General features: G+C 69.5%; 12 protein-coding genes. 8 read left to right on the top strand and 4 right to left on the bottom strand.

What is annotated here, in order from left to right:
• Positions 1–72 precede the first annotated feature (72 nt).
• Complete coding sequence (locus ACPYOG_RS15970) at positions 73–1,056, bottom strand: sugar ABC transporter substrate-binding protein (RefSeq protein ID WP_481295158.1); 984 nt, start codon at positions 1,054–1,056, stop codon at positions 73–75.
• Positions 1,057–1,339: 283 nt separating this feature from the next.
• Here ACPYOG_RS15970 and ACPYOG_RS15975 point away from each other — a divergent pair, with 283 nt between their 5' ends.
• Positions 1,340–2,509 carry a Gfo/Idh/MocA family protein gene (locus tag ACPYOG_RS15975; RefSeq protein ID WP_481295159.1) on the top strand — a complete coding sequence of 390 codons (1,170 nt, stop codon included), beginning with the start codon at positions 1,340–1,342 and terminating at the stop codon, positions 2,507–2,509.
• Positions 2,510–2,603: 94 nt separating this feature from the next.
• Positions 2,604–5,162 (top strand): PKD domain-containing protein, encoded by a 2,559-nt coding sequence (locus ACPYOG_RS15980; RefSeq protein WP_481295160.1) that lies wholly within the window; start codon positions 2,604–2,606, stop codon positions 5,160–5,162.
• A gap of 20 nt (positions 5,163–5,182) precedes the next feature.
• Here the strand turns inward: ACPYOG_RS15980 and ACPYOG_RS15985 are convergent, their stop codons facing one another.
• The gene (locus tag ACPYOG_RS15985; RefSeq protein WP_481295161.1) at positions 5,183–6,817 is read right to left on the bottom strand and encodes an outer membrane protein assembly factor BamB family protein; all 1,635 of its coding nucleotides are present in this window, start codon (positions 6,815–6,817) and stop codon (positions 5,183–5,185) included.
• The gene (locus tag ACPYOG_RS15990; RefSeq protein ID WP_481295162.1) at positions 6,814–7,413 is read right to left on the bottom strand and encodes an RNA polymerase sigma factor; all 600 of its coding nucleotides are present in this window, start codon (positions 7,411–7,413) and stop codon (positions 6,814–6,816) included. The genes ACPYOG_RS15985 and ACPYOG_RS15990 overlap by 4 nt, the downstream gene beginning before the upstream one ends.
• A gap of 114 nt (positions 7,414–7,527) precedes the next feature.
• On the opposite strand from ACPYOG_RS15990, the gene ACPYOG_RS15995 reads away from it, so the two are divergent.
• Positions 7,528–9,129 (top strand): D-alanyl-D-alanine carboxypeptidase/D-alanyl-D-alanine-endopeptidase, encoded by a 1,602-nt coding sequence (locus ACPYOG_RS15995; RefSeq protein ID WP_481295163.1) that lies wholly within the window; start codon positions 7,528–7,530, stop codon positions 9,127–9,129.
• 64 nt (positions 9,130–9,193) lie between these two features.
• On the opposite strand, the gene ACPYOG_RS16000 is transcribed toward ACPYOG_RS15995, so the two are convergent.
• Positions 9,194–9,625, bottom strand: coding sequence for an Hsp20/alpha crystallin family protein (locus tag ACPYOG_RS16000; RefSeq protein ID WP_090040027.1), 432 nt, complete (start codon positions 9,623–9,625; stop codon positions 9,194–9,196).
• A 117-nt stretch (positions 9,626–9,742) separates the two neighbouring features.
• Between ACPYOG_RS16000 and ACPYOG_RS16005 the strand changes: the two genes are divergently transcribed.
• The 5 genes from ACPYOG_RS16005 (at position 9,743) to ACPYOG_RS16025 (ending at position 13,233) form a co-directional block, all read left to right on the top strand.
• Positions 9,743–10,024, top strand: a complete 282-nt coding sequence (locus ACPYOG_RS16005; RefSeq protein WP_481295164.1) for a MerR family transcriptional regulator — start codon at positions 9,743–9,745, stop codon at positions 10,022–10,024.
• Positions 10,025–10,149: 125 nt separating this feature from the next.
• Entirely contained in the window at positions 10,150–11,199 is a 1,050-nt protein-coding gene (locus ACPYOG_RS16010) for a thiamine pyrophosphate-dependent enzyme (protein WP_481295165.1), read from the top strand.
• Positions 11,192–12,184 (top strand): alpha-ketoacid dehydrogenase subunit beta, encoded by a 993-nt coding sequence (locus tag ACPYOG_RS16015; RefSeq protein WP_481295166.1) that lies wholly within the window; start codon positions 11,192–11,194, stop codon positions 12,182–12,184. Before ACPYOG_RS16010 ends, ACPYOG_RS16015 begins: the two co-directional genes overlap by 8 nt.
• Positions 12,177–12,500, top strand: a complete 324-nt coding sequence (locus ACPYOG_RS16020) for a biotin/lipoyl-containing protein (RefSeq protein WP_481295167.1) — start codon at positions 12,177–12,179, stop codon at positions 12,498–12,500. Before ACPYOG_RS16015 ends, ACPYOG_RS16020 begins: the two co-directional genes overlap by 8 nt.
• A 4-nt stretch (positions 12,501–12,504) precedes the next feature.
• On the top strand, positions 12,505–13,233 hold the full coding sequence (locus ACPYOG_RS16025) for an alpha/beta fold hydrolase (protein WP_481295168.1): 729 nt from the start codon (positions 12,505–12,507) through the stop codon (positions 13,231–13,233).
• Positions 13,234–13,272: the final 39 nt, after the last annotated feature.

Below are 13,272 nucleotides of genomic sequence, written 5' to 3' on the forward strand. Positions count from 1 at the left end.
TCCGTCGTCGGCAGCGTCAGATGTGTATAAGAGACAGGGCCAGGCCTGCTCCACCCGCCCGAAGGGTTTCAGCTAGCGGGTGCCCTGCGCGGCGAACTTCTCGACCTGTGCCGCGTTCTCCTTCGTGACGAATGCCGGACCGGAGTAGATCGGCTGTCCGCCACCGATGATGTTCCCGTTGATGGAGTTGAGGTACAGAGCCGTGACTCCGAGGAATCCCTGCACGTACGGCTGCTGATCGACGGCGAACAGGATCTTGCCCGCCTTGACGTCGGTCACCACGTCGGTCGAGAGGTCGAAGGTCGCGACTTTGGCCGAGCTCTTCGACTCGTCGACGGCGCCGACGGCGTCGATGGCGTACTGGCCGCCCAGGGTGAGGACGGAATCGATGGACGGATCGGCCTGCAGCTTCGACTTGATCGTCGCCTTGACGTCCGAGTCGTTGGTGCCGTCTACCTGGAGGTTCGTCATCGTGCCGCCGAATGCCTTCGCCGCGGCGCTGCACCGTTCCTCGAGACCGACGTTCCCGGCCTCCTGGATGACGCAGAGCGCCTTCTTGAGTCCGGCGCCCGCCAGTCGCTTTCCGACGGCGGTCCCGGCGACGGTCTCGCTCTGGCCGACGTGCGTGATCGCGCCGAACTCGGCCGACCGCTCGATCCCCGAGTTGATGGTGACGACCGTGATGCCTGCGGCGACCGCCTTCTTGATGCTCGCCTCGAGGCCGTCCGGGTTGGCCATCGAGACCACGATCCCGTTGACCTTCTGGGCGACTGCGTTGTCGATGAGCTGCGACTGCTTGGCCGGGTCGGGGTCCGCGTTGTAGGTGACCTTGACTCCGTAGTCGGTGCCCGCCTTCTCGGCGCCGGCCTTGACGCGGTCCCAGAAGGCGTCTCCCGGGCCGGAGTGGGTCACCACGGCGTACGTGAGGTTCAGGCTGGTGGCACCGCTGGTGGTTCCGCTCGTCTTGTCTACGGTTGCCTGACCGGTTCCGGTGCATGCAGCGAGCGTGATGCAGGCGGCTGCCGCAACAGCGGCCACTGCGAATATGCGCTTCATTATCGGGAATGTGCCTCTCTAGGGGCGCCGGCCGAGGCGGCGGCGCAAGGGATGAACGTCCACGATCACCGGGCACCGGGCGGGGTCGACGGTCGCGTACGGTGCGCCGAGCGGCCCATGAGGCGGCTGCGTCATTGCTGCACCCCTCTCACGTGACGTCGGCGTCGAGATGAGTCTGAACCATGCGCAACGACACTGTCAATAGTTTGTATGGACATTCGGTCATCAGCACCTGATAGCATCGACGCGCATCCGACGACGCATGCAGAAACAGGAGCAGAAGATGGCACAGACCCGGTCCCTCGGCGTCGGCGTGATCTCGATCGGGTGGATGGGGCGGCTCCATTCCCGTGCGTACCTGGCGACCCGGCAGCATTTCCCGGAGCTTCCCCTTCAGGCCGAGCTGGTCGTCGCCGCCGACCCGGACGCGGCGACCCGGGCCCTCGCCACCGAGGTGCTCGGCTTTCGCGAGGCCGTCTCGGACTACCGGCAGGTGCTCGCGCACCCGGCTGTGGACGTCGTCTCGATCTGCTCGCCGAACTTCCTGCACTGTGAGATCGCACTCGCCGCGATCGAGGCGGGCAAGCCGATCTGGATCGAGAAGCCGATGGGCAGATCCGCCGCCGAGTCCGCGCAGATCGCCCAGGCGGCAGCGTCCCGCGGGCTGGTCACGGCAGTCGGTTTCAACTACCGCCACGCACCCGCCATCGCCAAGGCCCGCGAGCTGGTCGCCGACGGCGCGATCGGAACCATCACGAACGTCCGCGCTTCCTTCCTCGCCGACTACTCCGCCGATCCGGCCGGCGCGCTCACCTGGCGCTTCCAGCAGGAGCGAGCGGGCTCGGGGGTCCTGGGCGACCTTCTCTCGCACGCTGCGGACCTGGTGCAGTTCATCGCGGGGCGCATCGATGCGGTCACGGCGCTCACATCCACGGTGATCGCGGAGCGCCCGCTGCCGCGCGGGGATGCCGCCAGCCACTTCAGCAAGGGCCGAGCGGACGATCCGCGGGGGAGGGTGGAGAACGAGGACTACGCCGCCCTGCTCGTCCGCCTGGAATCGGGAGCGGTCGGCACGCTCGAAGCGAGCCGGGTCGCCGTCGGTCCGCGGGCCGGGTACTCGCTGGAGATCTACGGAACGGCCGGCTCCCTCCGCTGGAACTTCGAGCGCCTCAACGAGCTCGAACTCGCCGATGACCCCTCCGGGTACCGGCGGGTGATGGCATCCCCCGGCTTCGGGGAGTTCGCCCGCTTCCAGCCCGGCGCGGGAACGAGCATGGGCTTCGACGACCTCAAAACGATCGAAGCCTCGCTGTTCCTGCGGTCGGTGGCCGAGGGCATCCAATACGCTCCCTCTGCTGCGGATGCCTGGTCGGCCGCGGAGATCGTGGATGCTGCGCTCGTGAGCGCCTCCAGCGGACAGTGGAGGACCGTCCGGCAGGTCGCGCTTCCCTAGCTGGCTGCACGCCTGTTTTCTCGTGCAACCGCATCCACCTCGGCGTAGCCTGGTCCACAAAAGGTGAGAATCAGTCAACTACGACGAGGCTGTCATGGATGCAACGAGGAAGTCCCGCAGGGCGCGCGCGCTCGGCCTGTTCACCGCGGTGCTGAGCGCACTGCTCCTCATCGGGGGAGGTGTCGGCCTTGGTACGGCGGCCTCCGCCGACACGATGCCACCGGATCCCACCAACCCGGCGTCGCCGCCCACGGTCGGGGCGACCGCGCTGCCGACGACGCAGATCGATGGTGTCGCCTGGTCGCAGGTCGTGGTCGGAGACACCGTCTACGTGGCGGGCAAATTCACCACGGCAAGGCCCGCCGGCTCGCCGGCCGGATCGAACACGACGCCGCGGAGCAACTTCCTCGCCTACAACATCACGACCGGCGCGCTGATCTCGGGCATCAACGTCCCGCTCAACGCCCAGGGGCTCGTCGTAGCGGCGTCCCCGGACGGTACGCGCGTCTACGTCGGAGGCGACTTCACCACGGCAGGAGGCGCCGCGTACTACCGCATCGTTGCGATCAGCACGGCGACCGGCCAGCCGATCGCCTCCTTCCGGCCGATCATGGAGAGCGAGGTCCGGGCGCTCGCCGTGACGAACACCGCGGTGTACGCGGGAGGCACGTTCTCCAGCGTGAACGGTGTGGCGCGCGGCTACATCGCCAAGCTCGACCCGTCGAACGGCTCGCTGATCACCTCGTGGGGCGCTTCCGCCGACACCGTCGTCGATGCGCTCGCAGTGAGCCCCGACGGCAGCAGGGTGTACGCGGGAGGGCGTTTCAAGAACATGGACGGGGCACCGCACTACGGACTCGCCATGCTGAGCGGCTCGACCGGTGCGACGCTGCCGTTCCCGGCCAACACCGTGGTGCGGGACGCCGGGCTGTACGCCGGCATCACGTCGCTTGCCGCCACGAGCGACCGCGTGTACGGCTCTGGGTACGTGTACGGGTCCGGCGGAAACCTCGAGGGCAGCTTCTCGGCCGATGCGACCACGGGCGCACTGATCTGGCTGGAGGACTGCCACGGGGACACCTACTCCGTGCAGCCGCTCGCGAACGCCCTCTACGTGGCCGGGCATCCTCACTACTGCGGCAACCTCGGAGGGTTCCCGGAGACGAACCCGCGCACCTTCCACCACACCATCGCGTTCTCCAAAGCGCGGACCGGGACGCTGACCAACGACGGCAACACCGCCTACGCGAACTTCAGCGGGCAGCCGGCGCCGACCCTCCTGAACTGGTACCCGGCCTACGTCACCGGCACCTACACCGGGCAGGGGCAGGCGGCCTGGAGCGTGGCGGGCGACAGCCGCTACCTGGTGGTGGGCGGCGAGTTCCCCTTCGTCAACGGAACCGCCCAGTACGGATTGACGCGGTTCGCCTTCGACTCGGTGGTGAAGAGCACCACCGGGCCGAACAACAACACGGCGCTCACGCCGACGGCGACCTCCACGGTCGCCGGGCAGGCCGCCGTGACGTGGACAGCGACCTACGATCAGGACAACGTCGCGCTCACCTACGCTCTGGCCCGCGATGGCGACACGGCGCATCCCATCTACCAGGTGACCAAGAACACCGTGTTCTGGAGCCGGCCGGCGATGGGCTTCACCGACACGGGCCTGGCGGGAGGCAGTAGTCACACCTACACGCTCACCGTCACGGACCCCGACGGCAACCGGATCTCGCGCGTGGGCAACAGCGTCACGATCGCCGGCGGTGGCGCCAACCAGCCGCCCACCGCGTCCTTCGTCGCCGGCACGAACGGTCTCGCCGTCGCGGTGGACGGGACCGCGTCCCACGACCCCGACGGCACCATCGCCTCGTACTCCTGGACGTTCGGCGACGGCGGGACCGCGACGGGCTCCACGGCGAACCACACCTACGCTGCCGCTGGGACGTACACGATCACGCTCAAGGTGACCGACAACGCCGGAGCGACCGGGACCACCTCCCACCAGGTGACCGTCACAACGGCCTCGGGGAGCACCTTGGCGAAGGATGCGTTCGAGCGGTCGGTGACGAGCGGCTGGGGGACCGCCGACACCGGAGGAACGTGGACCGGCGCGGGCACAACATCCTTCTACTCGGTCGCGTCGGGCACCGGGCGGATGAGCGACCCCGCCGGTTCCACCAAGACCGAGACGCTGGGAGGCGTCAGCTCGAGCCGGACGGACACGACCGTCACGTTCACCACGGATCTCGCCCCTTCCGGAGGCGGCATCTTCGTCTCGGCGATCGCCCGGCAGGTGGGATCGGTGACGTACGAGGGCCGGGTCTGGGTGAGCTCCAGCGGCACTGTGCAGGTGCAGTTGCTCGCCAATGGGACGGCGCTCCAGGCGGTCGCGGTGAGCGGGCTGACATATGCCGTGGGCCAGCAGCTCGACCTGAGGGTGCAGGCGGTGGGAGTCTCGCCGACGACGCTGAACGCGAAGGTCTGGTCCGCCACGCAGCCGGAGCCGGCGAGCTGGCAGGCGAGCGTGACCGACTCCACGACCGGGCTCCAGTCGGCCGGGAACGTCGGCCTGCGGGCATACCTCTCGGCCTCGGCCACCAACACGCCGGTCACCGTGCGCTTCGACAACTACCTGGTTTCGGCGGTGCCCTGAGCCCGGCCGCCCGACCGGGCTCAGCCGATCGACTCGATGTGGTTGCTCCAGCCGGCGACCAGGTATCCGCCGTCGAACCGCCAGCTCTCGAAATCGTGTCGTTCGCGCGTCCAGAGAAGCTCGCCGGTCGCCAAGTCGTGCGCGGCGCCGGATGCGGCTGGGCTGTCGTAGTCGTAACGATGTGTGAGGCCGAACACCTGGAAGAACGGTCCATCGACAGGAATCGAGGGCCCGTCCACCACCGCGCCCGACTCGTGGCTCACGGCGCAGCTCGTCTCCGCGGACCCGAGCAGGAAGACGTCACGCCGGGCGTCGAGCATCGCGGGGACCAGCGTCGACATGCGCGTGAAGCAGGCGGGGATCGGAATCGTCCACCGCTCCGCGCCTGTCGCCTGGTCGATCAGAGTGAGCGTCTGGGCGTCCTTGACGAAGAGCTCACCGGTGTCCGAGGTCTGATACCCGTTCACGAGTCCCGGAACGGTCCCCGGCGAGGCAGCGGGAAAGACCTGTGCTGCTTGCGACGCCGTCCTCGACCAGAGCTTCTGACCGCCTGATCCGTAGGCGACGAGCTCCGTCTGCCCGTTCGGCGGCGATTGCGTCGAACCCAAGAGGATCCGGCTCATCGGCCGGTAGACGTTCACGTTCCCGGGAACCAGCGATGACTGTCCGGTCTGCAGCTCGATCATCGTCGTCCGGTGGATTCCGCTCTGCGTCCAGCCGTCGAGGCTCATCGCGGCGCCTCCGGGCACGATGAACCCCAGCTCCGACCCGCCCATGCCGACGGGTCGACTCCACTTCGGGTGGGCGAAGTCCGCCGGGTCGGCGCGGGTCAGGATGTCGTCGGCGGCCGTCCGTCCCTGAGCGTCGAGGAAGTGCTGGATCGTGAGGACGTCCCCGGACCCATCCGGAACGGCCCGCATGTCCCGAGCAGGTGTGAAGCCGCTCCAGCCGGGCTCGAAGGTTCCGACGGTCTCTCCCGTGGTGAGGTCAAGCACGTCGTGCGGACCGACCCCCGCCTCCGCTGAGGCGAAGACGGCGCGGCCCGACGTCCCGAGCACTTCGAAGCCGGCGCCGAATGCGATGTTCTTCGGCGTGAACTTCCACTCTCGCTGCCAGAGAACGGTTCCGTCCGAGGTGTCGACGAGGGTGACGCCGAAGTCCTCGCCGACATGATCGATGCAGTCCGAGCCCTCGTACTCCTTCGGGCGCAAGCCCGAGACGTAGACGACCCGCGCGTCACTGAGTGTGTAGGCGTTCGCGCTGGTGCAGATCGGATCGCCGGGGAGGTCGAGCGACCAGCGCGTGGTGGGGCGCAGGCTGTCGACGTCGTGCGGCAGGACCGGCGCGGATTGGACCAGCGGCGGTGGCGCCGGTTTCGGAGTGGGAGTCCGAGTCGGAGTCGGAGTCGGAGTGACCGTCGGCGTCGGCGTCGGCGTCGGCGCCGACGGGGGAGGGGTGTCGCCGCTGCCCAGGTGGATGGCGCCGGTGAGCGCAAGTGCGGCCGTCCCGCCGGCGAGGGCGACGGCGACGCCGGAGAGGACACTGGTCAGCAGGATCTGGAGGCGCCTACGGCGGCGCGGCTCGTAGGCGACGGTGTCGAGAAGCAACTGGCGGATGGCGGCGCTGCGGTCCGGGGTGAAGTCCGTGGTGCTCATCGTGCACCTCCTTCGAGGATCGTGGTGTTCGCTTCCGTGGCGAGCCGCGGAGCGAGTTCGGTGAGGCGCTTGCGCGCGCGGGAGAGACGCGACTTCACCGTCCCCTCCGGGACGCCGAGCGCCTCCGCGGCTTGAGCCGTGGTCAGCTCCTCGAGGATGCAGAGGGTGATGACGTCCTGGTCGCGCTTGCTCAGGCTCTCGAACGCCTCCCGCACCTGGCGGTCTCGTCCGGCGTGGTCGAGGGTGTCATCCACGCGGGGCGCGTGATCCTCCTGCGGAGCCGGTGCCGGCAACGTGGAGAGCGCCGTGCGATAGCGCCGGAGGCCGCGGGTGTGATTGCGCACGGTGTAGTTGGTGGTGACCAGCAGCCAGCCGATGATGGACCCGTCCACCAGGCGGACGGCGTTGCGCTTGCGCCACGCTTCCAGGAAGACGATGGCCGTCACGTCCTCCGCGTCGTGGCGCTCGCGCACGAGCCTCAGCGCGTGGCCGAAGACGCGGTCGCGGTGCCGGTCGAACACCGACGCGAATGCCGGGCCGTCCCCGCCGCGTGCCGCCGACCAGGCCGCGGCCTCGTCGAACTCATCCGTGCTCATACCTTCTACTGTCCGCAGGAGCGCGGATCGTTCCATCGTCCTTCCCGGGGAGTCGTCGCGTGGGACGGCTGGTGGCGCGTACCGGAATTCAGAAAGCCCCGGTAGCATACCCTGATGCACGAATCGGATCAGCCGGCCACCGGACCCGACCCGTCGAATCTACCGGTCGATCCGCCTCGGCCTGCGGATTCCCCCGCCGCCGCGGAACCGCCCGCGACCACCGGATCCGGCCGTCGCGCCGCCGTCCGGCCCGCGAAGTCTGCCGGTCTGGCGGGCGCAGCCGCGGGTGTCCTGTCCGCGATCCGCACGCACCCGAAGACGTGGATGGCCGGCGGTGCCGTCGTCGTCTTCGTCCTCCTCGCGATGGGGAGCGTCGCGCTCGGAGCATCCCTCGGCGCCCCGGCCGCAGCCGCAGGGACCGCATCGACGACGACTCCGGCTCCCAGCCGGACAGCCACGCCGACGCCGACCCCCACCGTGGATCCGGCGCGTCCCGTTCCCGCGAACCCGGCAGCGGCGACGCGGATCCGGACCTGCTCGGTCGCAGGCCTCGCGGCCGACGGCCGGCTCGGGAACGTCGAAGCCCAGGTCGTCAACGCCAAGACCGGCCAGACCCTGTTCGACCGGAACGGCGTGAAGCCCGGTCCCACCGCGTCCGTCCTCAAGACGCTGACCTCGGCGGCCGCGCTCGCGACGCTCGGGCCGGACTACCGCGTCCCGACGACCGTCGTCGCCGGGAGCACACCCGGCCAGATCGTCATCGTCGGCGGTGGGGATGTGACGCTGTCGCGACTCCCCGACGGCCAGGCCTCCTTCTACACCGGCGCGCCCAAGATCCAGGACCTCGCGAACCAGGTGAAGCAGGCCATGGGCGGCCAGCGGATCACGTCGATCGTGGTGGACGCGTCCCTCTTCGGCGCGCCGTTCTGGCAGCCGAGCTGGGACGAGCACGAGGAGCGCATCGTCGAAGGATCGACCCCGTACATGACAGCTCTGATGGTGGATGGGGACAGGGACGACCCGACGGCCGTGGAGTCGCCGCGCAGCACGGACCCGGTGAGCCGGGCGGTGCAGTACTTCCAGCAGTACCTGGGGACGAGCGTCGGCGTCAGCCAGGGCGTCGCTCCGGCGGGCGCACGTCAGCTGGGTGCGGTCCAGTCGCAACCGGTGACCGCACTGATCGATCAGGCGATGCGGGTCTCGGACAACACGATCATGGAGGAGCTCGCCCGGCTCGTCGCTATCAAGAATGGCGCGGGCAATACCTTCGACGCGCTGAACGCCGGTGTGCTGGCCGGGCTCACGGGCTACGGGATCGACACCGCGGGCATCCACATCGCTGACGGCTCGGGGCTCAGCGGGGACAACGCGGTGCCCCCCTCGTATCTGACGCAGCTCTTCATCAAGGTGCTGAACCGGCAGAACGGACTCGGAGTGATCTACGACGGGCTGCCGGTCGCAGGCAAGTCGGGGACGCTCGGGCCGGGCTACAGCCGGTTCACCGGCGCGAACTCGGTCGCCGACGGTTCGGTGTTCGCGAAGACCGGGTGGATCGACAACGGCTACACGCTGTCGGGCATCGTGAATGCGGCCGATGGCACGCCGCTGACGTTCGCGGTCTTCGCCCTGGGGAACGTGTCGGACAACGCCAAACAGGCGATCGACACGCTCGTCACCGGCTTCTACAAGTGCGGAGACAATCTCTCGAACGGGTGAAGCCCATCCGGAGTTCGCACACAAAGAGGTGCCCGCCGGCGGGCGGGCACCTCGGCATCTCGGCTCAGGACGTCACGGCCTTCTGCCGCTGACGGCCGCCGCCGGATTCGATCTCGATCTTGCGGGGCTTGGCACGCTCGGCCACGGGGATCATCACCGTGAGCACCCCGTTGTCGTAGTGCGCGGTGATGCCGTCCGGGTCGATGTCGTCGCCGATCGTGAACTGGCGCTGGTAGGCGCCGTACGGGCGTTCCTGCAGCAGCCAGCGCTGCGATCTCTCCTCGGTGGGCATCCGCTGAGCGCGCAGGGTCAGCAGGTGTCCGTCCACGTCGATGTCGACGGAGTCGGGCTGCACTCCGGGGAGGTCCGCGTTGAGGATGTACTTGTCGTGCTCCCGGAACAGGTCCACCGGCATCAGCCGCGGCTGCCGGCTGGTGTCGAAGATGCTCTGGGCGATCCTGTCCAGCTGGCTGAAAGGATCGAACGACATGGCCATGATGTGCACTCCTTCCATCTCAGAGGTGTAGTGTCGCTATGAAATTATCTATGGCATTTGCAACACATTTTCTACCACATCCCTTCCAGGAAATCAGCCCCTCACGAAAGTTTCAGCATGGTCGACGAACCCTCGGGCACCCCGCTCTACAGCATCGCGGTGGCGGCCGAACTGGCCGGCCTCACGCCGGCGACCCTCCGGCTCTACGAGGAGAAGGGGCTGCTGACCCCCGCGCGGACCGAGGGCGGCACCCGCCGCTACAGTGACGCCGACATCGCGCGTGTCCGGCTCGTCGCGCAGCTTCAGGAACAGGGCGTGAACCTGACCGGCGTCGGACGCGTGATCGAGCTTCAGGAGGAGAACGACGCCCTGCGACGCCGGCTCGACATGAAGCGGTGAGCGGGAGGCCATCTGAGGCGACAACCTGCATAGCGAAAGGCGGTCGCCGTCGCGCTGAGCGGGCAGACTGACCAGCTCGGACTGTACGTGTTGCCCGCTGGGGCAGGTCAGGCGAGAGTGGCGTCATGACGATGACCACCCGAGACGCCGGGGCCGCTGCGCGGCCCGCGGCCGAAACGCATGCCGACGACGCCGCTCTGCTGCGACGCCTGTACCGGACCATGGCGACCGTTCGCCGCCTCGACCTCGACGCGGTCGCCATGCAGCGGCAGGGCATCATCCCCGGCTACGCCCCGATGCGGGGTCAGGAAGCCGCGCAGGTGGGCAGCGCCGCCGCACTGGACCTCCGCCGTGACTTCGCCTTCCCGACTTACCGCGAGCTGGGCGTCGCTGTCGCGATGGGCGTCGATCCGGTCGCCTACCTCGCCTCGCACCAGGGTGCCTGGCACGGCGGGCTCTGGGATGCGGCGGCCGCGCGCCTCGCGCCGATCAACGCGGTCGTCGGAGGAGCGGTGACGCACGCGGTCGGCTGGGCGCTCGGCGCGAAACTCGACCGCACGGGAGGCGTGGCGATCGCCTACTTCGGCGACGGCGCGAGCTCGCAGGGCGACATCCACGAGGCGATGAACACGGCCGCCGTCTCGCGCCTGCCCGTCGTGTTCTTCTGCCAGAACAATGGCTGGGCGATCTCGGTCCCGGCCTCCGAGCAGGTTGCCGGCGGCTCGGTCGCGGCACGCGGGGCCGGATACGGCATGCCGGGAGTGCGCGTCGACGGCAACGATGTGATTGCCGTCTACGACGCCACACGCCGAGCCCTGGACCGGGCGAGGAAGGGCGGCGGGCCGAGCATCGTCGAGGCGATGACCTACCGCATGGGACCGCATTCCACCTCGGACGACCCCGGCCGCTATCGGACCCTCGACGAGGAGCAGTCGTGGCTGGCCCGCGATCCGCTCGCGCTGTGCGAGCAGCAGCTGCGGCGCACGGGCACGGTCGGCGACGGGTTCTTCGCCGAGGTCGCCGAGACCGCCGGAGCCCTGGCGGACCGCGTGCGCGACGACGTCGCTGCGCTCGGCGGCCGTCCGCCGGAGGAGATGTTCGACTTCGTGTTCTCCAACCCGCCCGCTGCTCTGCTGGGGCAGCGCCGCGCCTGGGAGGAGTCCCGCCATGGCTGAGCTGACCACCATGCAGCGAGCACTCAACCGGGCGCTCGACGACGCTCTCGCGGCCGACGAGCGCACCCTCGTCTTCGGCGAGGACGTCGGGACGCTCGGCGGCGTCTTCCGCGTCACCGACGGGCTGAAAGCGAAATACGGCGGCGATCGCGTGTTCGACACGACGCTGGCCGAGGCCGGGATCATGGGGATGGCGGTCGGGCTGGCGATGGCCGGGTGGCGGCCGGTGCCGGAGATCCAGTTCGACGGGTTCTCGTATCCCGCCGTCGACCAGATCGTCAATCAGGTCGCCCGGATGCACTACCGCAGTCGCGGCGCGTTCGACATGCCGATCACGCTGCGGCTGCCGAGCTTCGGCGGGATCCGCGCGCCCGAGCATCACGGTGAGAGCCTGGAGGCGCTGTTCGCGCAGGTGCCCGGGCTCAAGGTCGTGGCCCCCTCGACGCCCGCGGAGGCGTACACGCTGCTGCGTCAATCCATCGAGGACCCGGACCCGGTGATCTTCCTCGAGCCGAAGTCCCGCTATTGGCACAAGGACACCGTCTCCGACGAGGAGCTGGAGGAACGGCTCCCGGTCGGGACCTCGCGGGTCGTCCGCGCGGGCCGTCACGTCACCCTCGTCGCCTGGGGTGCCATGGTGGCGCGCTGCCTGCAGGCCGCCGAGCTGGGAGCGGAGGACGGCGTCGAGATCGAGGTGATCGACCTGCGCTGGCTCAAGCCGATCGACGCCGACGGCCTGGCCGCCTCCGTCGCGCGCACCCGCCGGGCCGTGGTGGTCCACGAGGCACCGCTGACCGCCGGGCTCGGGGCCGAGGTGAGCGCCCTCATCACGGAGCGCTGCTTCGCCGAGCTGAAGGCTCCGGTTCAGCGCGTGACCGGCTGGGACGTTCCCTATCCCTCGCCGGTGCTGGAGGATGAGTACCTGCCGAGCATTGACCGCATCCTGGACGCCGTCCAGACGACCCTGGAGTACCGCCGTGGCTGAACGAACCTTCGACCTCCCGGACCTCGGCGAGGGACTGCAGGAGGCGACCGTGCTGGAGTGGCTGGTCGCCGAGGGCGACCACGTCGAGCGCAACGCGCCGCTGGTCGAGGTCGAGACCACGAAGTCGGCGGTGGAGCTGCCGTCTCCGCAGTCCGGTGTCGTGGCCCGCTTCCACGTGGCCGAGGGCGAGGTGCTGGAGGTGGGAGCCCCGCTCGTGACCTTCACCGTCGAGGACGAACAGGCCGGCATCGTCGGCACGGTCCCGGTGGAGGAGGCGCCGCGGCGCCGCGTCCGTCTCTCGCTTCCGGAGGACTGAGGCCGTGCACATCCACGCGGAGCGTCATCCGGGACCGGACCCCGTCCTGCTGGTCCACGGCTTCGCCTCGACGGGCGCCATGACCTGGGAGGCGACCGGCTGGGTACGGGCGCTGGCCGAGGCCGGGCGGGGTGCGATCGTCCCCGACCTGCGGGGGCACGGCGCGAGCGATGCGCCGCACGATCCGGACGCCTACTCGCCCGAGCTGCTCGCCCAGGATCTGCTGGCCGTGCTCGACGAGCACGGTGTCGAGCGCGTGGATGTGATGGGCTACTCCATGGGCAGCTGGGTGTCGCTCGCACTGGTCGCGCTGGCTCCCTCGCGTGTCCGGCGCCTCGTGGTGGGCGGCGTCGGAACGGTCGAGCAGTTCAGGCACTGGGGCGTCACCGCCGTGCAGGCGGCGCTGCGCGACGCATCCACCGAGCTGGATGCGGACAGCCCGCTCGCGCCGCTGCTCGCCTCGCTGCGCCAGGCGCCGGGCGTGGACCGCGAGGCGCTCGCGGCGTGCGCGGCCGGGATGGCGGTCCACCCGCTGCCGCTGTCGAGCTCCGTGCCGACCATGCTGGTCGTCGGCGAGTCCGACCCCGTGACGGAGGGAGCGGAGGAGGCGGCGCGCCTGCTCGGTGCCCAGCTCGTCGTCCTGCCGCGGCGCAACCACGTCACCACGCTGAGCGCCCGCGCCTTCAAGCAGGCCGCCCTCCCTTTCCTCGGCGCCCCCATCCCCGTCTCCTGACCCTGTCTCTTATACACATCTGACGCTGCCGACGACGGA

The organism is Leifsonia sp. HAY1-4F (assembly GCF_056755275.1).